Below are 23,163 nucleotides of genomic sequence, written 5' to 3'. Positions count from 1 at the left end.
CTTCGGTAGTCCCTTTTTTTTGCATAAACTTTAGTTATTCTTTAAAGCGCTCTCGGTTGGAGCTTGTTTGCACCTGCTCTTAGGTGAGTCCACCATGAGTCCACCATGAGTGCACCATGAGTCCAGGGTGAGTCCACCTTTTCCCTGTAAATACGTGGACTCACTCTGCAGGTATACTGCTATAAAGCTGCTCGCACCACAACCCAAGGCCGAGCTCGTTCGCACCTGAACAGCAGGGCTTGCCGGAGAAAATAATTACAGCTATTTCTTTTTCTCCCGGATGAGTTCCAATAGGACTTCTGGCTCGTTAGTGGTAATGAATTCGATTTTGCTTTTCAAAAGCCACTCCATATCGGTAACTTCATTTACCGTCCAAGCATTAATAGTCAGGCCAAGTTCTTTTGCCTTTAAAAACCATTCCCCTTTTTGGTATACACTAAAATGGTAATCTGCCCCATAAAACCCATCCTGTTTCAGTTTTTCAAGAGGAACATCACCCTTTAAATAAGCCACTTTTGCCTTTGGGTTTATTGCAAGTACTTTCTGCAAAATGTCATATCCAAAACTGATGTAATCCACCCAGGCTTCAGCCTTGAGCTTTTTAACCATTGCTACTGACCGCGAAGTCAACTCCATATCCCACTCCTGACTCACATTTGAGGGTTTTATTTCCAGGATCAATTTGGTTCTCTTCTGTGTAATCCCTGCTTTCAGATAACTCTCCAAAGTGGGAATGCGCTCACCGTTGGATAGCTTCTTTGTAAGCAGTTCCTGATAAGTTACCTTCGAAATATGCAACCCCTGAAAATCAGCGTCATGATTGACAACAAGAACGCTATCAAGGGTCATATGAACATCAAACTCAGATCCATAGCAGCCAATACGTATGGCTTCATTCAATGATGCTATTGAGTTCTCAGGAAGTTTGTTCTTTTTCCAGGCTCCCCGGTGTGCAATGACCTGGTTATTATTCCATGAACCAGCGGGCATGTCTGGGGACTCCTTTGCGATATCTTTTGTAAACAATGACATTAAAGTAATGGCTAAAATTGAAGCTTTCATGATAAATACTTTTTACTAAAATAGGCGTTAGAGAATATATAAATGTTTTCTTCAAGTTATTTTTTAACTTTATTTCTCATTCAGAATTTTAATGAATAGCAATTACGACCTTTTAATTTCAAAGATTAATGAGTTTATACAAAAGTTTTACCTCAATAAACTTTTGCGTGGAAGCATATATTCTGCTGCCTTATTGCTTGCCTTATACCTTTTATTATTCCTGCTGGTTTACTATACCAACCCCAGCGTAGGTGTTAAAACCGTCCTTTTTTTCTCTTTTGTACTTACGGCACTGCTTACCATTTATTTCTGGATCATCAAACCCGCGCTGTCTTATTTTCATCTGGGCAAAAACCTGAGCATAGAACAGGCCGCGAACCTGATTGGAGGCCATTTTTTTAATGTCAAAGACAAATTAATCAATACTCTCCAGCTAAAGACCCTGGCAGATCAAAATCCGGAAAACAGCTTGCTTATCCTTGCCGGGATTGATCAGAAAATAACGGAGCTAAAGCCAATTCCTTTTACCAGTGCTATTCGTTTAAATGAGAACAAAAAGTATATAAAATACCTGCTTTTCCCTTTTTCAGTGATCATACTTATCGCTATAATTGCCCCCTCGATCCTAAGAGAAGGAACCAATAGTTTCGTCCAGTATAACAAAGAAATCCTGCCAAAAGCCCCTTTTGATTTCGAGCTTTTGAACAGCAAACTGATTTACTCACAGGGCGACGATGTAACCATAAATCTGAAACTCAAAGGAGATGAAATCCCTCAGGATGTGTACATTTCGGATGGGGCAAACTCTTATAAGCTGGAGAAGGAGAACACAACAAAGTTTAGATATACTTTTAAAAACCTCCAAAAGAATAAAAAAATACAGTTCTCAGCCGGAGGATTCAATTCTACATCCTATCTGATTGAAGTAAAACCCAGACCCGCTGTAGTCAACATCTCAGCCAGGTTAAATTATCCGGCATATCTAAACAAACAAAATGAAACCATTCAAAATGCCGGAGATTTACTGATTCCGGAAGGTACATCCATAACCTGGACCTTAAATACCGAGAATAGCACTGAGCTTAGTTTTATTTTGGCCAGTAAACTTTATCTTCTTTCTGCGGCGGAAAACAGCTTCTCTTTCAGCAGCAGGATATTGGGAAATGCAGATTATATGATCATTCCGAGAAATAGGTTTATCAATAGCAAAGATTCTCTTAAACACCAAATAACGGTGATAAAGGATGCCTTCCCAACTATTTCAGTTATGGAAGCTCCCGACTCTCTAAGCAGTAAAGCGCTTTACTTCTCAGGTACAATTGCTGATGATCACGGCTTCTCTTCACTGAAACTCCGCTACAACATCAGGGAGAACGGCAGCTTAAAAAGCACCGTTGCCAAATCTATCTCTGTTAAAAAGAACAGCCAGGAAAACACCTTCTTCTATTTTTGGAACCTAAACGAGGCCTCAATTAGACCCGGGCAGGTGTTGGAGTACTACTTTGAGGTTGCCGACAATGATGCCGTAAACGGCCCGAAAACCACCAAATCTGACATCAAAACAATGGAGGTTCCAACCGAAAGGCAAATCACGGAAAAACTGGATCAGGGAAGTGCAGTATTAAAGCAGAAAATGGAAAAAGCCATCAGATTGGCTTCGACCGTAGAGAAGGAAAGCAAAAAGCTTGGAGAGACCCTTTTGGACAAAAAACAGCTTTCGTTTGATGATAAAAAACAGGTAGAGCAATTGCTGGAGAAACAAAAACAGCTTGAAGAAGCCGTAAAAGAAATCAAGGAGTTGAACAAGAAAAATACTTTTGAAAAAGAAGAGAATAATGCAATAAAAGATGAACTGGCCGAGAAACAAAAGCAGATAGACGACCTGTTCAACAATGTTCTGGACGAAAAAACAAAAGAATTGCTTGAAAAGCTTCAAAATCTGATGGATGAAAACAATAAGGATCAGACCCAGAATGAGCTTTCTAAAATGCAGATGGATAATAAGTCGCTCAAAAACGAACTGGACCGGATACTAGAGCTGTATAAACAGCTTGAGTTTGAACAAAATCTTCAAAAAAATATAGATAAACTGGAAGAGCTGGCTAAGCAGCAAAAGGAACAGGCAGCAAAAACAGCAGATAAAGATGCCTCTGCCACTAAACAAAAGGAAGAGCAGCAAAAAATATCCGAAGATTTTGAAGATCTGAAAAAGGATCTGGAAAAATTGGATGAAAAAAACAAAGACCTGGAAAGGCCAAATTCTTTTAAAAACCCGGAAAAACAAGCGGAAAATATCAAAGAGCAGCAAAAGTCGAGTGAAAACAACCTGAAGCAAAACAACAAAAAAGAGGCCGCTAAGGACCAGCAAAAGGCTGGAGAGGAGATGGAGAAACTCGCCCAGGAAATGAAGGAAATGCAGCAGCAATCGGAAGAAATGGAAAATAACCTCAATGCACGTGAATTGCGCCAGCTGCTGGAAAACCTGCTGAACACCTCTTTTGATCAGGAAAAGGTAATGCTAAACCTGAAAAATATGAGCAGCAGCGATCCTTTATACACTGCAAACGTTCAGAAACAACGTAGCATTAAGGACAACATGAAGACCATCGCCGACAGTTTGTTTTCTTTGAGTAAACGAGTTCCACAGATTGAAACTACGGTGAATGAAGAAATGCAGAAGATTAATTTCAATATGGATAAAGCATTGGAAAATCTGGGCGAACGAATGACTTCTGCTGCAAACAGAAACCAGCAATACGCGATGACATCGATCAATAACCTTTCCTTGATGTTAAACGAAGCGCTGGACCAACTGCAAAACATGGCAAAGAACCCTTCGTCAGGGGGAAAGAGCAAAAAGCAGAGCATGAAACAATTGCAGCAAATGCAGCAACAGTTGAATGATAACATGCAGAAAGCACGCCAGCAAATGCAGAAGAGTGGAAATCAGGGCAAAGTACCTAAAGGACAAATGAGCCAGGAATTTGGTAAAATGGCGCAGCAGCAACAAATGATCAGAGAGGCGCTGCAGAAAATCAACAGGGAAGACAATAAAGATGGTAAAGGTAAACTAGGAGATCTGAATAAGGCGATTGAAGACATGAAGGCTACCGAGAATGATCTGGTTAATAAAAGGATCCAGCAGGAAACCATGAACCGTCAGAAAGAATTACTGACCAAACTCCTGGATGCTGAAAAGGCAGAACGAGAACAGGACCAGGATTCAAAAAGAGAAAGTAAAGCTGCAAAGGACTTCCCTCCTTCCTATAAACAAATGATGGACAAGTTTAAAAAGATGCAGCAATCAGAGACTGAATGGCTTCAGAAACTTCCTCCAAACCTGAACTACTACTATAAAAATAAGATTGCAGAATACTTTAAATTACTAAATTCGGCCCAATAAATTCAAAGGCATGCCAGTAGTTAATTTTTTCACAGAAGACGTAAAATATACCCTTAAGAAAAAGACCGTCCTTAAAAAATGGATAAAAGACACCATCACAGCCGAGGGTTATAAGTTAGATGAATTAAATTTTATTCTTTGCTCTGACGAGTATTTACTGCGTATAAACCAGGAATACCTGGATCATGACACTTACACCGATGTGATTACTTTCGACAACTCTGAGGAGCTTAAAACGATTACAGGCGATATATTTATCAGTATTGAGCGAATTAAAGAAAATGCATCTACATACAAGCATACTCCTGAAACGGAACTGCATCGTGTCATGATCCATGGCACACTTCACCTTTTGGGTTACAAAGACAAAGGTAAAGCAGCAAAAACACAGATGACGGAAAAAGAAGATCAGTATCTTGCTCTGCTTTTGGTTGAAGGCCCGGAATAAATCCTGGCCAAGAGCAGAAAGAGAGATTCAATTTTACTTCGGGGAAGTATCAAAAACAGTTAGCACAGCAGCATGATCAGATGGCCAGACATCGTCTATTTCAGGCGCTGATCTAATGATTTTAGACGATAACACCTTAATCCCATTCCCCTTATAGTAGATATAATCGATCCTGGAGGTTTGAAGGTGGCCAAATATCGTAGCGAAAGTCCCTCCCTGATTCTTGAGCTCATCCGGATTTAAATACCTGAAACTGTCAGTATATCCCCTTTCGCTCATCAATTGTGATATTGGCATTGCTACCGGGCCATAGCCATTGTGCAGAGGAGCGGCTTTTATAGTCCAGTCCAGATGACTCCCGGAATTAAAATCTCCACCTACAATAACCGCTGTATTTTCATTCTTTAATATGGGCTCAATGTCTTTCTCCAGGTTAGCCATTGCGTCTTTATAGCCAAGTAGTTTGTCTTCTTCGACCCATCTATTTGGATCATGGCCTTTATTTAGATATTCAACGGTATACGAGGGCCTGTAAGCGTATCTCAGCCACCAATCGGACACCAACACTGCTTTTTTGTTTGGAAGCCGCAGAAGAGCTGTATTTGCCTTGAAGTTGTCGTTTGAAGGAAGCTTCTCTATCGGATACCTGCTAAATAGAGCTAAATTAGCGGAAGGTGTTGGCGTTTGCATGAAAAATCCCAAAGAATCTGCCAGCATTTGCTGTGAGCCATAGGCTTCCTGCATAGTAATCAGATCTGCATTTGTGCTTCTGATCAGTTCTTTAATACGATTTCTCCCATTATTTCCCATGTGCACACCGCCATGCCAGATATTCCATTGAAGAACTTTAAGGAAGCCGGGACTCGCGGTGGAATTTACGGTAATCTTTTTAGGCTGATAATCCTTGCTTTCTTCCGGGATATGGCTGATTCCATTCAAAGAAAACGAGGAGATTTTCGCATGCAGGACATTCCCAGGAATTGCATCTTTAGCAACATCGAAAGTTACAAGCAGGTAATTTATACCTTTCTTCAGCGTAATTGACTTTGCTCCCTCGGACTTCAAAATAATATTTTTCCGGGGAATAATGTTACCCTCAAATAAAGGTATTCTAGAATCATCTCTGGCAGCGCTCCCGGCATTATAAACATGAATTCCTTTAACATCATGGAGAGAAGTAGTCCCAGACAAATCCAATTTTAAAGCTGTCAGTTTAATGGCCTGATCAGTTTCATTGACTGCAATTCTTAGCTTCAAAATCTGGTTGTTTTCGCTTCCCTGATCTGCATCCCATTCGCTCTGAATAGTCACGGCATTAAATATCTGATCTTTACTTACAGCGGACTTAAATAAGCTGTTGTCGTTAACCGCCAATTTAGCCAAAGGCAATTTTCCTTTATAATCAAGCCTCGTATTCCTCATATGATACGCCTGATGCCCTTTGCCGACAAGATTTAGACATACATCATCGCTCATCGCATCGAAATTGTAATATCCTTTTAGACTTTTATAATCGGGATGATTTGAGTTTAATGGCCTGTAAGCCCATTTTTTCAGGAGATCTCCAGGCAAAGTCTTTTCCCAGATCCTAACCTCGTCTATCAATCCTCCAAAAGTATTAGCGCTTTTATTGTACGCGCCTATAGTTCCCGGAAGAATGGAAAAAGAAGTTGTCGAAGTCGCGACGAGATCTCCATCCAGGTATAGTCTGCTATGCTTTCCGTCATTAGTCAAAGCGACATGATGCCATTTGTCATCCATTACTTTTGAACTGTAGATATTAGCTTTTGCACTGAATAACCGGCCATTCTTAAGACCGATAGTCACAGTATCTACCTCATTAAGCTCTCCGTATTCGCCGGCACCAATGATAACTTCCATGGCTTTCCACTGATTATCATTTCCTTTTATCCATGCTTCAACTGTCCAGCCAGGTTTAAGTATACTCATTCCGATACATGGGTTATTATCGGCCCCATCCAGATGAAGTGCCATATTTCCCTTTGTTGCAGGAATATTCGATTGACCTCGAGCATTAACTGCTGTAAATGAGGTTATTATGAACAGAAAAGTTATAAATTTCAGGTGATTCATAAAGAAAGCAACGAAGGTTAACTAGAACTACACTAAGTTTAGTGTAAATACACTTCATTGAAGGTAAAATTATATTTTATTAATTCCGTACTTTTGCAGGTAATTTCTTATATATAATATCGTTAAACACAGACTTTGAGCACACTAATTGCAGCCGAAAACTTAGGCCATGCTTACCACGATGAATGGCTTTTTAAAAACTTGACCCTGGGCATACAAACTGGTCAGCGCGTAGCGCTGGTAGGTATAAATGGAGCCGGGAAGAGCACCTTATTAAAATTACTTGCCGAAAGATTTTCGCCCTTAGAAGGCAAAATCGTAAAGAATAAATCTGTGAAAATCGGGTTTCTGGATCAGGAACCTTCATTTCCTGATGGCTATTCAATCAGTGACTTTATCTTTTCTCTTGAAAATAAGCAGCAACAGCTGATCAAAGAATATGAGGAATTAATAGAGGATCCTAACCCGGATGAAAAAACATTAAACCGTTTATACGAAGAGTTAAGCGAGCACAACGCATGGGAATATGAACATGAAATTAAAACCATTCTCAGCAGAATGGGCATTCATCACCTTCAGCAAAAGATTGCCACCCTATCGGGCGGACAAAAGAAACGTATTGCTTTAGCAAAACTTTTAATAGAAGATCCGGAGATTTATGTCCTGGACGAGCCAACCAATCATTTGGATATTGATACGATTGAATGGCTAGAGAAATTATTGACTTCAGGAAATAAGACGATTCTTTTGGTTACGCACGACAGGTACTTCCTGGACAATGTATGTAATACAATCGTGGAACTGGATCGCGGGAAGATTTATAACTATAACGGCAACTACGCCTATTTCCTCGAAAAGAAATCAGAAAGAGAGGCCTCAGATGAAAGCACTTTCCAGAAGAACAAAAATCTTTTGAAGAAAGAATTAGAGTGGATGAGACGTATGCCTCAGGCACGCGGAACCAAATCTCAAGCGAGAATTGACGCTTTTTACGACTTGGACAGCAAAACCAAACAAAGAACTGACAACCAAAGCATTACATTAAAAGTGAAAATGTCGAGGCAGGGAAATAAAATTCTTGAGCTCGACCACATCGGACAGTCATTTGACGACAAAAAAATCATAACTGATTTTAGTTATACTTTTAAAAAAGCTGACAGAATTGGTTTGGCAGGTAAAAATGGAACAGGCAAATCTACTTTACTCAATATCATTACAGGCTTTTTAAAACCTGAACAAGGAAACGTCAGTACAGGAGAAACTACAGTATACGGCTACTACAAACAAGGCGGCTTAGCTTTCAATGAAAAAGAAAGAGTAATCGATATTGTGAAATCAGATGCCGAATATATAAAGATGGCGGATGGTCAAACTATTTCTGCATCCCAACTACTAACCTTATTTCTCTTCCCTCCCAAGAAGCAACATGGCATGGTAGAGAAATTGAGCGGAGGAGAAAAGAAACGGTTACACCTGATGAAGGTTTTAATGCAAAACCCAAATTTCTTAATATTGGATGAGCCAACAAATGATCTCGATATTGACACGCTAAACGTTTTGGAAGAATTCCTTGAAAACTTCCCAGGGGTGCTGATCCTTGTTTCACACGACAGATACCTGCTAGACAAAATGAGTGAACAACTATTCATTATGGAAGGCAATGGGGAGGTGACAATTTACAATGGAAATTATTCAGAATACCGATTAAGTCTTGACGCTGCAAAAGAAAAACCAGAGCAGAAAAAGAAAGAGAACACCACTCCTGCTCCTGTGATCTCAACAGCAAAAAAGCTTAGCTACAAGGAGCAAAAAGAATTGGAAACTCTTGAAGCGAGAATGCCGGAGATCGAATCAGAAGTAGAAAAACTAACACAATCATTGCTAACCATTGATAGTGCAAACTATATAGATATACAAGCGATCACTAAATCAATTGAAGAATTGAACAAGGAAATGGACTCGACAATGGAACGCTGGTTAGAATTATCAGAGTAAAATTATAATGTTCCACGTGAAACTTTTGGAAAAACAGAACGGGTTCCAGCATTTGTTTCACGTGGAACAACATTTAAAATACAGACAAAATGTTTAAAGAATACGACGTAATTGTAGTTGGTGCCGGACATGCCGGATGCGAAGCAGCGGCAGCGGCGGCCAATTTAGGTTCTTCAGTTTTGCTCATCACGATGAACATGGAGACCCTTGCCCAGATGAGTTGCAACCCCGCAATGGGGGGTGTTGCCAAAGGGCAGATCGTAAGAGAAATTGATGCAATGGGCGGATACTCGGGAATCATCTCCGACAAAACTACTTTGCAATTTAGGATGCTTAATCTTTCAAAAGGTCCGGCAATGTGGAGCCCGAGAAGTCAGAATGACCGCAAAAGATTTGCTGAAGAATGGAGACTCGCTTTAGAAAGAACTCCAAATGTAGACTTCTGGCAGGAAATGGTAAGTAGCCTTTTGATCAAAAACAACACTGTGATTGGCGTTAAAACCTCACTTGGAATTGAGATCAAAGGAAAGTCTGTTGTGCTCACCAACGGAACATTTTTGAATGGCCTTATCCATATCGGAGAGAAAAAATTTGGTGGTGGACGTACCGGGGAAAAGGCAGCAACAGGACTGACGGAACAGCTCACGGAATTGGGCTTTGACGCCGGGAGAATGAAAACTGGTACCCCACCCCGCGTTGATGGCAGATCACTAAACTATAGTTTAATGGAAGAACAATGGGGTGATGAAAACCCAGGCAGATTTTCTTATACTAATGTAGATCTTCCAAAAGAACAAAGATGCTGCTGGATCACTTACACCAATTCAACCGTTCATGAAACACTTAAAGAAGGATTCGAAAAATCCCCTATGTTTACCGGACGTATCAAAGGTCTGGGCCCAAGATATTGTCCGTCCATAGAAGATAAAATCAACCGCTTTGCTGAACGTGAAAGACATCAGATCTTCGTAGAACCGGAAGGCTGGAATACCTGTGAGATCTATGTAAACGGCTTTTCTACGTCCTTACCAGAAGATGTACAATATAAAGCCCTTACGCAGATACCTGGGTTCGAAAACGCGAAAATGTTCAGACCGGGATATGCTATTGAATATGACTATTTTCCACCTACCCAATTGTCCTTAACCCTTGAAACAAAGCTAATTAGCAATCTTTTCTTTGCTGGCCAGATCAATGGGACTACCGGTTACGAAGAGGCTGCTAGTCAGGGATTTATAGCAGGAATCAATGCACATCAAAAAGTGACGGACCAACATGAGCTGATCATGAAAAGATCAGAATCTTACATAGGTGTACTTATAGATGATCTCGTTACAAAAGGTACTGAAGAACCTTATCGAATGTTCACTTCAAGAGCTGAACATCGTTTGCTACTTAGACAGGACAACGCAGATATTCGCTTATCCCCTATTGGTCATCAACTGGGACTGATCAATGACGAACGTTTACAAATTGTAAAAGATAAAGTTGAAAACTCTGATCAGATAGTTGAATTCGCTAAAAAACAGGGAATAGATAAATCCGAAGCAAACTCTTTGTTAGAAGAACTGGGAACAAGCCCGCTTACACAAAGTGTTAAACTTTTCAGTTTATTGAGCAGGCCTCAGGTAGGAATAAATGACATGCGTACAGTTAGCAACAGTTTTAATGAATTTTTAGATAAATTTGATAAAGAAACTATTGAACAAGCTGAAATAAAAATCAAATACGAAAGTTATTTTGAAAAAGAACAGGAAATAGTGAACAAGATGCAGAAAATGGAAGATAAAGACATCAATCCAAATTTTGACTATTCTCAACTCGTTTCCCTTTCTAAAGAGGCAAGAGAAAAATTATTAAAGATAAAACCAAGAACTTTAGGTCAGGCCTCCAGGATTTCGGGCGTTTCACCTTCTGATATATCAGTTTTGATGGTACACATTAGTAAATAACATGTAAACCGCTGATTTTAAATATCTTGGATTAGAAAGTCACATAAATAAAATCAGCGTGTTTAAACGCGATTTAAGACACTTTTAAATATTTTTAATGTTATTCGTTATAAAGATAAAAAAATTTAACAGAACGCATATAAATGGCTAAAAACAGCAACACATCAATTCTGGCTTTTTTCACTACGCTCCTATTTGTCATTTTGCTATTTCAGGGATGTGCAAGTATTCAAACTCCTCAAGGTGGCCCAAGAGATACAGAGCCGCCTAAGATTTTAAAGATGGAACCAGAAAATCTGACTACGAATTTTACCGCGAAAAAAGTGGTCATAGAATTCGATGAATATTTTAAATTACAAAATGAGTTTAAAGAATTTTCCGTTTCACCTGAAATGGCAAAACCTCCTATTTTAAAACCCAAAGGAAAAAAACTTGAAATATCGTTTCCTGATACCCTTGAAAAGAATACCACTTATACCTTAAATTTTGGAAAAGCAATAGCTGATGTAAACGAAGGCAATGCTGTGAAAAACTTTACATATGTTTTTGCCACAGGCCCACAACTGGATTCCCTGAGTATAAAAGGACGCATCACCAATTCCCTCACCGGAGAACCCGAACTAGACGCACTGGCATTTATATTACCTATAAACAGAGATACCCTTTTTGGAAAATCAAGGCCATCCATCTATACGCTGACGGATAGCAGTGGCAATTACAGCCTAAATAACCTTAGAAAAGATACATACAGGCTCTATGTAATCAAAGAAAAAGGCGGAGATAAAATCTATCAGCAAGCTACTGACGAGGTCGGTTTTCTAAAAGATTCGATCGTACTTACGAAAAACCTCGATAGTATGAACATGAAAATATTCAAAGAAGATGCTTCAGATTTCAGGATCTTAGACAAGCGATTAAATAATGATGGAAGTATCACATTTTCATTCAATCAACGGCTAAGAAAACCTGAGGTTACAGTCATAGATCCTAAAACAATTGATGTTTCAAAGAGGTATAAGTTCAGTAAAAACAATGATTCTCTAAAGGTATGGCTGACTGACCTTAGCTTTGATTCCACTAAAATTGTCATCAGCGATGGAGGAAAAATGCTAGATACTGCTTCTTTTACAAGGGGTAAAAAAGAGACATATGCAAGGGTTTTGGCCGCAACAAACAACATTGAGGGTAAAGCTATTAACCCCAATAAACCATTGAAACTTACATTCAATTTTCCGATAGACAGCATCAATGCAAGCAAAATCACTTTATTGGAAGACTCTATTCCCAAGACGGGCTTCACCCTGTTAAAAGACAGTGCCGACTTCCTCTCCTATACGATAAAATATCCCTGGAAAGCCAAAAAATCTTATGATATGAAATTTGGCGCGGGAGCCTTTACAGCGATATTCAACGCAAAAAATAAAGAGTTTAACACCGTATTTGAGCTCGGAAGTAAAGAAGATTATGGCACATTGAAGGTTAAAATAATAGTTCCTGAAAAGGATAAAAGTTATATAGTTGAAATTGTTGATGCAACTAAGATTGTGGTAAATACCATCGTTGTAAGACAAGATACAGCAGTGAATTTCAACAACTATAAAGCCGGAAAGTATTTCATCAGGATTACTTATGACACCAATAAAAATGCCAAATGGGATACAGGAAATATAGGATTAAAACTCCAGCCAGAAAAAATCTGGAATGAACCTAAAGAGCTGTCTATTAGGTCGAACTGGGAAAGAAATGAAACCATTACAATTCCAAAACAGTAATTACCTGAACCAGTCAGCATACATGATATAATTATCCGGCAACTTATTCAATAAAGCCCTTTGCTCTTCAGTAATGGGCTTTATTTTTTTAGCGGGAGTTCCTGCATAGATGTATCCGCTCTCACAATGTGTATTTTCCAATACAACTGACCCTGCAGCTATAATCGTATAATCCTCCACAACAGCATTATCCATGATAATGGCACCCATGCCGACTAAAATATGATCTTTTAGGGTACAACCGTGTACTATCGCGTTATGCCCTACAGAAACCCTGTTTCCAATCACAGTAGCCGCCTTCAAATAGGTAGCGTGTATAACGGCGCCATCCTGAATATTACTGTCATCCCCTATCGTGATGCTATTTACATCTCCTCGGATTACTGCATTGAACCAAACAGAGCAGTTTTTGCCCATTGTCACATCACCCACAATTGTCGCATTTGGAGCTATAAAACAATTATCATCCCATTTTGGATGTACATCTTTCACTGGTAAAATAACTGGCATAGCTCTAAAATATAGTGTCTGTTAATTGTTCTGCATGAGCAGGATAATCTGTTGTATAATGCAATCCCCTACTCTCTTTTCTGGCCATAGCTGATTTAATGACTATGTAGGCTACCTGTATGACATTTCTCAACTCACAAAGCTTTACAGAGACCTTGTTGGCTTTATAAAAATCTTCCGTTTCCTGGTGCAACAAATACAAACGTCGCATTGCCCGCTCTAATCTAAAATCAGAGCGAACTATTCCCACATAATCGCTCATCAATTTCTGAGTTTCACGGAGATTGTGAGTCACCAGAATATCTTCATTTGACTGAGTTACGCCATGATCATTCCATTCGGGAATATCATCAGGAATTACATTATTCTTAAACCGCTCTATTGCATCCAGGTAAATTCTGTGTGCAAAAACAGGTGCTTCAAGTAATGAATTGGAAGCCAAGCGGTTTGCCCCGTGAAGCCCTGTGGAAGAGCATTCACCACAAGCATATAAGTTCTTAATGGATGATCTACCAAATTCGTCCACCATAATTCCACCACACATATAATGTGCTGCTGGAGTTACTGGTATCAAATCCTTCGTCATGTCAATTCCTATTGAAAGACATTTAGCATATATATTAGGAAAATGTGATAAAATATCGGCCTTTTTTCTATTTCTGATATCCAGGTAAACGAAATCTTCTCCTGATTTCTTCATCTCTGAATCAATAGCCCTGGCTACTATATCCCGGGGGGCAAGCGAACCACGTTTATCATATTCATACATGAATTCATCGCCATTCTTTCTCCTCAACACACCTCCAAAACCTCTGACAGCCTCCGATATTAAAAAAGCAGGATACTCACCGGGGTGATATAAAGCCGTTGGATGGAACTGAATGAACTCCATATTTCTCAATTTTCCTTTGGCCCGATATACCATAGCCATTCCATCGCCCGTAGCAATAACTGGATTAGTTGTACTGGAATAAATATGTCCGGCCCCGCCAGAAGCAAGTATAGTCACATTTGCCAATATCTTTTCCACATCGTTAAGCTCTGTGTTAAAGGCATATATACCGTAACAGTTGATATCTTCAGTACTCTTATCAACATGTTTACCAAGATGATGTTGAGTAATCAACTCCAGACAGAAGTAATGTGTTAATATCTCTATGTTCTCATTCTGATGAATCTGCTTCAATAAAACGCTTTCAATTTCGTATCCTGTTACATCTTTATAATGTAATACACGATGTTCAGAATGTCCGCCCTCCTTAGCCAGATCGTACACTCCGGTCTGATTTTTATCGAAATTGATGCCATAATCAATGATCTCTTCTATACGCTGAGGTCCCTCTTTTACAACGATTTCCACAATTTCAGGATCACATAATCCGTCGCCTGCGATGAGTGTATCTTCAATATGTTTTTCAAAGGAATCATCCTTATCCACAACAACTGCTACCCCGCCCTGGGCATATTTAGTGTTAGATTCGTCTTCGTTAGATTTGGTCACGATGAGCACCTTGCCATGCTTAGCTGCCTTCAGCGCAAAACTCAACCCTGCTATCCCCGATCCTATCACCAAAAAGTCTACTTTCTTCATTATTTCTTATTGATACTCAACTGTTATGAAAATTATAAAAACCCTTCTAAAACATCAAAATTCACTAAATCCGTAGTGTTGTTAACAACGTTGGTATAATTGTTAACTTCTTGTCGATATAAATAGAACAAATAATTTTGAATGTTTAAAGCTAAGGTAAAATGGCAATTTGACACAATATTTTAAGTTATTTTTAAGCAACTTTGCATCGGTTATTAACTTTTTACACACACACTAACAATACACATATTGGTATTGATAAGTTTTTGAAGCATTTAATATGTAGTTGTAAATCAGCTGATATTTTAAATAAAAATGTAATCTTAATGTTAGTAAATTATTAATAACTCATATAAAAGCATTAAAAAAAAGTATTTTTAAACAATACCAACACACTAATAAACAATAGAAATCTATTTATATTAAATAATTATAATTTATTGAAGTGTTGAAAGCGCTTACCTTTACGGCAGCTTCAAAAAAATAGAAACACAAAAATGGATACCTTAGAGGAATTAAACAGAAAAGGTTTTGTAGATGAAAAGATCGATCCAACGCTTGATCTTTTTGAAGAAATTGAAAAGTTAAAAAAGGAAAAGAATGCAATTATACTTGCTCACTATTACCAAGAACCTGATATTCAGGATATAGCAGATTATATTGGTGATAGTTTGGGTCTGTCACAGGAGGCTGCAAAAACAGAAGCCGACGTGATTGTGTTTGCAGGAGTCCATTTTATGGCTGAAACAGCTAAGATACTTTCTCCACAAAAAAAGGTTTTATTACCGGATTTAAAAGCAGGTTGTTCACTGGCGGATAGTTGTCCACCACACCTGTTTAAGAAATTTAAGGAAAAATATCCTGATCATATTGTCATCACCTACGTAAACTGTACAGCGGAATTAAAGGCTTTGAGCGATATTGTCTGTACTTCTACAAATGCGGTTCAGATTGTGGAAAGTTTGCCAAAAGATACTAAAATCATCTTTGGACCAGATAAAAATCTGGGGGCCTGGGTAGCTAAAAAAACTGGCAGAGACCTGGTATTGTGGAATGGGGCTTGTATGGTGCATGAAATTTTCTCAAGGGAAAAAATAACCAAATTAAAAGAGCGTCACCCAAATGCTAAATTCATTGCACACCCGGAATGTGAAGAAGCTGTGTTAAAAATGGCAGATTACATAGGATCTACTACAGGATTGTTGAAATATACCATCAACAGTGATGCTAAGGAATTCATTGTTGCTACAGAAAGCGGGATTATTCATCAAATGGAAAAAGCTTGTCCTGATAAAACCTTTATTCCTGCACCTCCAAACAACAGTTGTGCATGTAATGATTGTCCATATATGAAGAGAAATACTTTAGAAAAGCTTTATCTGTGCATTAAAAATGGTCTCCCTGAAGTTACTGTACCTGCAGATATCATTGTAGAAGCAAGAAAACCGATAGAAAGAATGCTGGAGATTTCAGCAAGTTTGGGCTTATAAAATTTAAGTTTTATAAGCCATCGTCATCTCGAACATAGTGAGAGATATCTCCTATCGTCGAGATGACGAGAAACGACATGGCGAGGAGTGAGATGACGTGTAGTAGAAAATAACAAAGGATAAAAATTGTTGTCTGGAGTATTAGAAAAAAAGAAAATTATGTTTGAAAATAAAGAACGTACTGACATTTCAGAATTAGGGGAATTTGGCCTGATTAAACACCTGACTGATAACTTTAAAATCAGACATGAAAGTAGTATAAAAGGAATTGGCGATGATGCTGCAGTATTGAATTTTAACGATAAAGAAGTACTGATTTCTACAGATCTTTTACTGGAAGGAATACATTTTGATTTGGCTTATGTTCCGCTTGTTCATTTAGGCTATAAGGCCGTACAAGTGAATCTAAGCGATATTTATGCAATGAATGGTATTGCTACTCAGATTACCGTTTCTATCGGCTTGTCGAGCAAATTTCCGCTTGAAGCTGTTGAAGAAATTTATAAAGGTGTAGAACTCGCATGTAATAAATTCAATATTGATTTGATTGGAGGTGATACGTCCACCAGTAAACAGGGACTTGTAATTAGTGTAACCAGTATTGGGTATGCTGAAAAAAAAGATATCTGCTACAGAAATGGTGCTGAAGAAGGCGATCTGATCTGTGTATCCGGAGATTTAGGAGGTGCTTATGTTGGACTTCAAATTCTTGAAAGAGAGAAACTTGTATTTTTAGAAAATCCAAATATCCAGCCTGACCTGGAAGGAAAAGATTATATTATAGAACGTCAGCTAAAACCTGAAGGAAGAAGGGATATTGTAGATTTATTGGCACAAATGGACATTAAGCCAACTGCTATGATTGATGTTTCTGACGGATTGGCTTCAGAAATATTGCACATCTGCACACAATCTGAAAAAGGCTGTACACTTTACGAAGAGAAAATTCCTATTGATCCAACCACTTACGAAACAGCCAGAGAATTGGGACTTGATCCTACAATATGTGCTTTGAGTGGTGGTGAAGATTATGAGCTTTTATTTACGATCAAACAAGCTGACTATACTAAGCTGAAGAATGATGTAGATATCAGCATTATCGGACACATTACAGATAAGAATTCAGGTTGTAAAATGGTTTCTAAATCGGATGTGGTACATGAGTTAAAAGCTCAGGGCTGGAATGCTTTTAAGGGGTAATTTTTAAGCATTACTATAGCCGTCATCTCGAGTATAACGAGAGATCTCTTGTTCAGACATAGTTTAAAAGATCTATCACTATGTTCGAGATGACGAATAACGATGACGAGTGTGTTAATATGACGTCGATAATTAAGATTACAATTCCTCTGTATCAAGAAATTTGGTGTCAATCTGTTTGGTCGTTTTGGCACCTAATTTCCTGATCTTTTCTGAAGTATTGGAAAGATTTCCGCTTCCTGTAGAAAGTTTATTTAAGGCCCTGTCGTAAGCATCCTGGCTTTGTTTTATATTTTTACCGATACTTTCCATATCACTTAAAAAGCCAACAAATTTATCATACATACTGCCACTTAACCGTGCTATTTCCAGTACATTTCTGTTCTGTCTTTCCTGCTTCCAGATGCTGGCAATAGTTCTTAATGTAGCCAGTAAAGTAGATGGACTTACGATAACTACTTTCCTGTCCCAGGCATAGTTAAATAATTCAGCATCCTGCTGAACAGCTATTCCAAATGAAGACTCGATAGGAATAAAGAGCAATACAAAATCAGGTGAATTTATCTGATATAAATCATGATAATTCTTACTTGAAAGACCCTGTATATGTGTTTTGATAGAGATGATGTGTTGTTTTAAATAGAGTTCCCGTTCTTCATCCTGATCTGCGGTAACCAGCCGTTCATAAGCCACCAGAGATACTTTAGCATCAATGATCACATGTTTATCATCGGGCAGGTCTATGATTACATCAGGCTGTACCCTATTGCCTTCGGCAGCATTTAAACTGGTCTGTATCCTATATTCCCGGTCTTTAATAAGACCCGATCTTTCCAGTATTCTTTCTAATATCACCTCACCCCAATTGCCCTGTTTTTTACTGTCACCTTTAAGTGCTTTAGTCAGGTTATTTGCATCCTCCTGGATCTGTTTACTTTGATCCATTAATTGTGAAATAACTCCTTTCAGTATATTTCTTTCATCAGATTCAGACTTATATACTTTTTCTACTTTCTCTTCAAAAGCTTTGATATTTTCCTTAAGCGGATTCAGTATGACATCCAGATTGGCTTTATTTTGTTCAGTAAATTTCAGGGTTTTTTCATCCAGTACTTTACTTGCGATGTTTTCAAATTCCATTTTAAATTTTTGCTGTAATTCAGCAATATATTTATCCTGTTCCATTTGTTTTTCACGCTGTGCCAATAGTGTCTCTTCCGCCTTTATGGCTTTACTGTGTTCATTGATATAATTTATTCTAAGATCATTCAATTCATCTTCCAGCTTCAGTTTTTCTTCTCTCAGGTAATCCATAGATTTTTGATGCTCCACATCTTTAAGTTGTAAAAGCTCCACAGAATTGCTAACCGGCTTCCTGAAAAAGAAAATAATTATCACTACTAAAATTATGATCAATAGACCTATTATTATAGCTTCCATACTAATATTTTTATCAAAAATAGACATTTTACATAATATTACAAGCCATAGTCTTGCTTTCTCCAAACAAGTATACTGTAACTATAATAGTTATATGATTTTCTTCTTAGATATAATTTAAATCTTTATGATTTATTAATGAAAAACGGGAACGCTTTTTGATTCTTATAAAATCTAATCGTTAAAGACAATGACGATGAGTATTGATGAAAAACATACACTACGAAAATGGAACTTTATTTGATTTTAATCATCCCGGTTCTAATGTTAAGCATGTTTGTGCAATGGCGGTTTAGAAGTAAATTTTCAAAATATGCACATATGCAATTGAACTCGGGATTTTCAGGAAAAGAAGTGGCGGAGAAAATGCTTCGGGACAATGGGATATATGATGTGAGGGTAATGAGCACCGACGGGCAATTATCAGATCATTATAATCCTGCTGATAAAACAGTAAATTTAAGTACGGATGTCTATTATGGAAGAAGTGTTGCCGCTGCAGCAGTAGCTGCGCATGAATGTGGACATGCCCTTCAGCAGGCCCGTTCCTATGCCTGGTTAAATCTAAGGAGTAGCATGGTGCCGGTAGTAAGTATATCATCCAATCTATTACAATGGGTATTGATTATAGGTGTTTTGCTGATTGCTTTTACCTTTAATCCTATAGTATTGGCTATAGGGGTAGCTGGACTTGCACTGATTACCATTTTCAGTATCATCACACTGCCGGTTGAATTTGATGCCAGTAAAAGAGCATTACAATGGCTTAAAGCCAATAAAGGAATACTTTATACCACAGAAGAACATGCACAAGCCAAAGATGCCCTCTGGTGGGCTGCGATGACCTATGTGGTAGCTGCTCTTGGTGCGATGACCAATCTCATTTATTACCTTTCTATATTATTCGGAAGACAAAGAGGATAGGAATAATTTTAGTTTAACCGGTAAGGAACGATCAGTTCAAATTCTGGAATTTCAACGATGAATTCGGTATTGTCTACCATGCGCTGCATTAAATAATTGCCGCTCATGCTGCCCATGTCAGTAGATAAATTGCATGCAGACACGTAAGAATGATAAGATCCTGGCTCTATAACAGGCTGAACACCAACTACACCCTCTCCTTCTACTTCACGTTGCGTACCATTAGAATCAAATATAAACCATTGGCGTCTTTTCAGTTGGATTACATGATCAGACAAGTTTTCTATATTGATGCGGTACGCAAATGTAAATTGCTGCTGATCATGATTTGAAAAATCATCCTGATAAGCTGTTTCAACTGATATTTTTATTCCGTTTGTGATTGCTGTTACCATTACAATGCCAATTTAGAAAAGTTTTTTCAAAAATCAAGCCATTTCGCCAACTGGCTCAATGTTGCGGTATTTGTCTGCCACTTCGTCCAGAATACTATGGATAGTATCGATGTTCTCTTCTTTGACCAGCAGCATTCTGTAAGGTTTAAAGTCAGGCAGTCCTTTAAAATAATTGGCATAATGTCTTCTCATTTCAAAAATACCTACCCTTGGTCCTTTCCAGGCAATTGATTTCTCAAAATGAGTACGGCATACCGATACCCGTTCCTGAATGGTGGGTCCGGCAAGCGTTTTTCCTGTATTGAAAAAGTGCCTGATTTCCCTGAAAATCCATGGATATCCAATTGCAGCCCTGCCGATCATAATACCATCTATTTCGTATTCTAACCTCCAGTCAGCCGCTTTTTGGATACTGTCTACATCGCCATTTCCAAAAATTGGGATTTTAATACGTGGATTTCTTTTAATTTCCCTGATCAGGGTCCAGTCAGCCTCGCCTTTATACAATTGAGCCCTAGTTCTGCCATGAATGGTTAAGGCCTGTATTCCTATATCCTGCAGTCTTTCAGCTACTTCTTCTACGTTTTTGGTATTGTCATCCCAGCCCAGACGTGTTTTAACGGTCACGGGAAGATGCGTGGCTTTTACCACGGCTTCCGTCATTTTTACCATCTTGTCGATATCCTGTAATAAAGCAGAACCCGCACCTTTACAGGCAACCTGTTTAACCGGGCAACCGTAATTGATGTCCATCAGATCAGGACCAGCCTGTGTAGCAATTTCAGTCGCTTCACGCATGTGATCTATCTCACTGCCAAAGATCTGGATGCCGATAGGACGTTCATATTCAAATATATCCAGTTTTGCCCTGCTTTTCGCAGCATCCCGGATCAGTCCTTCTGATGAAATAAACTCAGTATACATCATGTCTACCCCACTTTGCTTGCACACAAAACGGAAGGGGGGATCGCTCACATCTTCCATTGGGGCAAGCAACAAAGGGAACTCACCCAAATCTATATTTCCTATCTTTACAGACATTTTTCTATCTTCAAACCAAATTTCAAAGTACAAAGGTACAAATTAATTAAAAATGGATTTCATCCCTCAGGAACGTGAAGAAAATAGTGGCTGGGTACAGCTGCTCAGGTTAGTAGTCTATGTGATGGGTAGCTTGCTGCTTGTTTCCATTATAGCTGCAGTTTTAGTAATTGGGATATATGGTTTGGAAGCCCTGACGAATTCGGATAATCAGCATTATATAGGCAGTATGAGAATCATGCTTATTGCTACATCAATAGGGATATTTATGATACCCGCCTTGTTTTTGGCTTATACAGAGAAAGGAAGCATTAAGACATTTTACGGTTTTGATACACCGAAAGTTTCCTGGCTTGCGATGGTCCTGCTGATCATTATCGTATCCATGCCTTTCCTGGAATGGACGGTGGCTATTAATCAAAAAATGACATTTCCAGGTTATTTAAAGTGGATGGAAGACTGGATGAGACAGAAGGAAGACGAGACAGCGGCGATTACCCTGCTGTTGCTGGACATGAAAGGAATCATGGATTTAGTGATAAATATTGTCATGATCGCTATTGTTCCAGCTGTGGCAGAAGAACTGATGTTCAGGGGAGCCATACAGCGTTCACTTACTAAAATATTTAACAATCCTCATGTGGCCATTTGGTTCTCAGCTTTTATATTCAGCGCAATACATGTACAGTTTTTTGGTTTCTTACCCCGATTTTTAATGGGGGCAGCATTTGGATATATTTATTTCTGGAGCGGAAGTTTGTGGTATGCTATTTTCGGCCATTTCTTAAACAACGCATATGCGGTATGTGCGGCATGGTATATGAAAAAAAACAACCTACCTTTGTCTGAAGCAGAGGGAATGCATTTTGCCTGGTATGGCTATCTGATCAGCTTTGTACTGAGCATTCTGGCATTTCAATATTTTAAAAAGCAAACTACAAAATGAAGACAAGGGCTATAACCGCTTTCTTTTTTACTATAGTAATGTTGGGCTCCATTCTTTTGGGAGCTTATACTTTTACTTTTTTCTATTTGATCTTAAGTCTGGTTGCTTTATTTGAATTCTTTGGGATCATCAAAACGGCTGGTATTCGGCCACATAGGAATATTGCATTATTTGCCGCCGGACTTATCTTTTTACTGACTGCTGGCTATCATTTGCTGCAGTTCGAAAACAAGTTTATGCTGCTGATCGTCCCATTGATATTTTCAGTATTCGTCAGTGAACTCTATAAAAAAGAAAAAATACCGTTCTCCAATATTGCCTACACATTTGTGGGATTTGTGTATGTCACTGTTCCATTTTGCTTTTTTTATTCACTTGGCTTCATACAACAAGCCGCCGAATACAACTTTCATCTGCCGCTGTCCTTCCTGTTAATGCTTTGGGCAAGCGATACAGGTCAATATCTCTTTGGTGTGAAATTCGGAAAAAGACGTTTGTTCGAGCGCCACTCACCCAAAAAATCATGGGAAGGTTTCTTCGGCGGAATCTTTACCACTTTACTGGTGTCTTTCCTGATTTCTTTGTTTTTCACTGAAATCCATCCGCTTATATTTGGTGGAATGGCTATTTTGATCGTCGGGTTTGGTACTTTGGGAGACCTCGTAGAATCGATGCTGAAAAGAAGTTTAGATGTAAAAGACTCAGGCACTTTTCTTCCTGGCCACGGAGGCTTTTTAGATCGTTTTGACGGACTTTTAATAGCCGCTCCGGTCGTTTATACTTATCTCTATCTTTTATTAAAATAAGAGCTTTATTTGAGGCTGTTTAGGATTTATGCTTGCTTTCCGTTCGCCTCTGCTTAAGGGTTTCTGCACATTTGCTTAAGGGTTGGTTCGTTTC

The 23,163-nt window shown here is 38.6% G+C and carries 16 protein-coding genes and 1 pseudogene; 10 read left to right on the top strand and 7 right to left on the bottom strand.

All coding sequences use genetic code 11. The features are described from left to right. Positions 1 to 261: 261 nt before the first annotated feature. The gene (locus R2Q78_RS06960; RefSeq protein WP_316790217.1) at positions 262 to 1,062 is read right to left on the bottom strand and encodes a glycerophosphodiester phosphodiesterase; all 801 of its coding nucleotides are present in this window, start codon (positions 1,060 to 1,062) and stop codon (positions 262 to 264) included. A 91-nt stretch (positions 1,063 to 1,153) separates the two neighbouring features. Between R2Q78_RS06960 and R2Q78_RS06955 the strand changes: the two genes are divergently transcribed. Then, positions 1,154 to 4,465, top strand: a complete 3,312-nt coding sequence (locus R2Q78_RS06955; protein ID WP_316790215.1) for a hypothetical protein — start codon at positions 1,154 to 1,156, stop codon at positions 4,463 to 4,465. A 10-nt stretch (positions 4,466 to 4,475) separates the two neighbouring features. After that, the gene (gene ybeY / locus R2Q78_RS06950) at positions 4,476 to 4,913 is read left to right on the top strand and encodes an rRNA maturation RNase YbeY (RefSeq protein WP_316790213.1); all 438 of its coding nucleotides are present in this window, start codon (positions 4,476 to 4,478) and stop codon (positions 4,911 to 4,913) included. Positions 4,914 to 4,946: 33 nt separating this feature from the next. On the opposite strand, the gene R2Q78_RS06945 is transcribed toward ybeY, so the two are convergent. Next, positions 4,947 to 6,908, bottom strand: a complete 1,962-nt coding sequence (locus R2Q78_RS06945; RefSeq protein WP_316790211.1) for an endonuclease/exonuclease/phosphatase family protein — start codon at positions 6,906 to 6,908, stop codon at positions 4,947 to 4,949. Between the two features lie 234 nt (positions 6,909 to 7,142). Here R2Q78_RS06945 and R2Q78_RS06940 point away from each other — a divergent pair, with 234 nt between their 5' ends. The 3 genes from R2Q78_RS06940 (at position 7,143) to R2Q78_RS06930 (ending at position 12,726) form a co-directional block, all read left to right on the top strand. Continuing rightward, complete coding sequence (locus R2Q78_RS06940) at positions 7,143 to 9,002, top strand: ABC-F family ATP-binding cassette domain-containing protein (RefSeq protein ID WP_316790209.1); 1,860 nt, start codon at positions 7,143 to 7,145, stop codon at positions 9,000 to 9,002. Between the two features lie 89 nt (positions 9,003 to 9,091). Then, on the top strand, positions 9,092 to 10,954 hold the full coding sequence (mnmG, locus tag R2Q78_RS06935; protein ID WP_316790208.1) for a tRNA uridine-5-carboxymethylaminomethyl(34) synthesis enzyme MnmG: 1,863 nt from the start codon (positions 9,092 to 9,094) through the stop codon (positions 10,952 to 10,954). A 143-nt stretch (positions 10,955 to 11,097) separates the two neighbouring features. Further along, positions 11,098 to 12,726, top strand: a complete 1,629-nt coding sequence (locus R2Q78_RS06930; RefSeq protein ID WP_316790206.1) for an Ig-like domain-containing protein — start codon at positions 11,098 to 11,100, stop codon at positions 12,724 to 12,726. On the opposite strand, the gene R2Q78_RS06925 is transcribed toward R2Q78_RS06930, so the two are convergent. Both R2Q78_RS06925 and nadB read right to left on the bottom strand, forming a co-directional pair. After that, entirely contained in the window at positions 12,727 to 13,236 is a 510-nt protein-coding gene (locus R2Q78_RS06925) for a gamma carbonic anhydrase family protein (protein WP_316790203.1), read from the bottom strand. It lies immediately after the preceding gene. Positions 13,237 to 13,240: 4 nt separating this feature from the next. Next, positions 13,241 to 14,827: an L-aspartate oxidase gene (gene nadB, locus R2Q78_RS06920; protein WP_316790201.1), complete on the bottom strand. Its 1,587-nt coding sequence runs from the start codon at positions 14,825 to 14,827 to the stop codon at positions 13,241 to 13,243. 488 nt (positions 14,828 to 15,315) lie between these two features. Here nadB and nadA point away from each other — a divergent pair. Then, positions 15,316 to 16,317: pseudogene (gene nadA, locus R2Q78_RS06915) on the top strand (quinolinate synthase NadA); the annotation flags it as partial. Between the two features lie 159 nt (positions 16,318 to 16,476). Next, complete coding sequence (gene thiL, locus R2Q78_RS06910; protein WP_316790200.1) at positions 16,477 to 17,517, top strand: thiamine-phosphate kinase; 1,041 nt, start codon at positions 16,477 to 16,479, stop codon at positions 17,515 to 17,517. Between the two features lie 138 nt (positions 17,518 to 17,655). On the opposite strand, the gene R2Q78_RS06905 is transcribed toward thiL, so the two are convergent. Further along, a complete protein-coding gene (locus tag R2Q78_RS06905; RefSeq protein ID WP_316790199.1) occupies positions 17,656 to 18,957 on the bottom strand; it encodes a DNA recombination protein RmuC in 1,302 nt (433 codons plus the stop codon). A gap of 228 nt (positions 18,958 to 19,185) precedes the next feature. On the opposite strand from R2Q78_RS06905, the gene R2Q78_RS06900 reads away from it, so the two are divergent. After that, positions 19,186 to 19,881, top strand: a complete 696-nt coding sequence (locus R2Q78_RS06900; protein WP_316790197.1) for a zinc metallopeptidase — start codon at positions 19,186 to 19,188, stop codon at positions 19,879 to 19,881. Between the two features lie 8 nt (positions 19,882 to 19,889). Here the strand turns inward: R2Q78_RS06900 and apaG are convergent, their stop codons facing one another. Beyond that, the gene (gene apaG, locus R2Q78_RS06895) at positions 19,890 to 20,276 is read right to left on the bottom strand and encodes a Co2+/Mg2+ efflux protein ApaG (protein WP_316790195.1); all 387 of its coding nucleotides are present in this window, start codon (positions 20,274 to 20,276) and stop codon (positions 19,890 to 19,892) included. Between the two features lie 33 nt (positions 20,277 to 20,309). Beyond that, the gene (gene dusB / locus R2Q78_RS06890) at positions 20,310 to 21,317 is read right to left on the bottom strand and encodes a tRNA dihydrouridine synthase DusB (protein ID WP_316790193.1); all 1,008 of its coding nucleotides are present in this window, start codon (positions 21,315 to 21,317) and stop codon (positions 20,310 to 20,312) included. Between the two features lie 52 nt (positions 21,318 to 21,369). Between dusB and R2Q78_RS06885 the strand changes: the two genes are divergently transcribed. Continuing rightward, positions 21,370 to 22,263, top strand: coding sequence for a CPBP family intramembrane glutamic endopeptidase (locus R2Q78_RS06885; RefSeq protein WP_316790191.1), 894 nt, complete (start codon positions 21,370 to 21,372; stop codon positions 22,261 to 22,263). Then, the gene (locus R2Q78_RS06880; RefSeq protein WP_316790189.1) at positions 22,260 to 23,069 is read left to right on the top strand and encodes a phosphatidate cytidylyltransferase; all 810 of its coding nucleotides are present in this window, start codon (positions 22,260 to 22,262) and stop codon (positions 23,067 to 23,069) included. The genes R2Q78_RS06885 and R2Q78_RS06880 overlap by 4 nt, the downstream gene beginning before the upstream one ends. Positions 23,070 to 23,163: the final 94 nt, after the last annotated feature.

Origin of the sequence: Pedobacter frigoris, from assembly GCF_032678645.1 — a bacterium.
GTDB lineage: Bacteria > Bacteroidota > Bacteroidia > Sphingobacteriales > Sphingobacteriaceae > Pedobacter > Pedobacter frigoris_A.
This window is presented reverse-complemented; position numbering and strand designations above follow the sequence as displayed.

Excerpts from the sequence above, each read along its gene's own strand:
- apaG (WP_316790195.1), bottom strand. The coding sequence starts at position 20,276 with ATGGTAACAGCAATCACAAACGGAATAAAAATATCAGTTGAAACAGCT.
- R2Q78_RS06925 (WP_316790203.1), bottom strand. The coding sequence starts at position 13,236 with ATGCCAGTTATTTTACCAGTGAAAGATGTACATCCAAAATGGGATGAT.
- R2Q78_RS06960 (WP_316790217.1), bottom strand. The coding sequence starts at position 1,062 with ATGAAAGCTTCAATTTTAGCCATTACTTTAATGTCATTGTTTACAAAA.
- R2Q78_RS06955 (WP_316790215.1), top strand. The coding sequence starts at position 1,154 with ATGAATAGCAATTACGACCTTTTAATTTCAAAGATTAATGAGTTTATA.
- R2Q78_RS06880 (WP_316790189.1), top strand. The coding sequence starts at position 22,260 with ATGAAGACAAGGGCTATAACCGCTTTCTTTTTTACTATAGTAATGTTG.
- nadB (WP_316790201.1), bottom strand. The coding sequence starts at position 14,827 with ATGAAGAAAGTAGACTTTTTGGTGATAGGATCGGGGATAGCAGGGTTG.
- mnmG (WP_316790208.1), top strand. The coding sequence starts at position 9,092 with ATGTTTAAAGAATACGACGTAATTGTAGTTGGTGCCGGACATGCCGGA.
- dusB (WP_316790193.1), bottom strand. The coding sequence starts at position 21,317 with ATGTCTGTAAAGATAGGAAATATAGATTTGGGTGAGTTCCCTTTGTTG.
- R2Q78_RS06930 (WP_316790206.1), top strand. The coding sequence starts at position 11,098 with ATGGCTAAAAACAGCAACACATCAATTCTGGCTTTTTTCACTACGCTC.
- thiL (WP_316790200.1), top strand. The coding sequence starts at position 16,477 with ATGTTTGAAAATAAAGAACGTACTGACATTTCAGAATTAGGGGAATTT.
- R2Q78_RS06900 (WP_316790197.1), top strand. The coding sequence starts at position 19,186 with ATGGAACTTTATTTGATTTTAATCATCCCGGTTCTAATGTTAAGCATG.
- R2Q78_RS06905 (WP_316790199.1), bottom strand. The coding sequence starts at position 18,957 with ATGGAAGCTATAATAATAGGTCTATTGATCATAATTTTAGTAGTGATA.
- R2Q78_RS06885 (WP_316790191.1), top strand. The coding sequence starts at position 21,370 with ATGGATTTCATCCCTCAGGAACGTGAAGAAAATAGTGGCTGGGTACAG.
- ybeY (WP_316790213.1), top strand. The coding sequence starts at position 4,476 with ATGCCAGTAGTTAATTTTTTCACAGAAGACGTAAAATATACCCTTAAG.
- R2Q78_RS06945 (WP_316790211.1), bottom strand. The coding sequence starts at position 6,908 with ATGGCACTTCATCTGGATGGGGCCGATAATAACCCATGTATCGGAATG.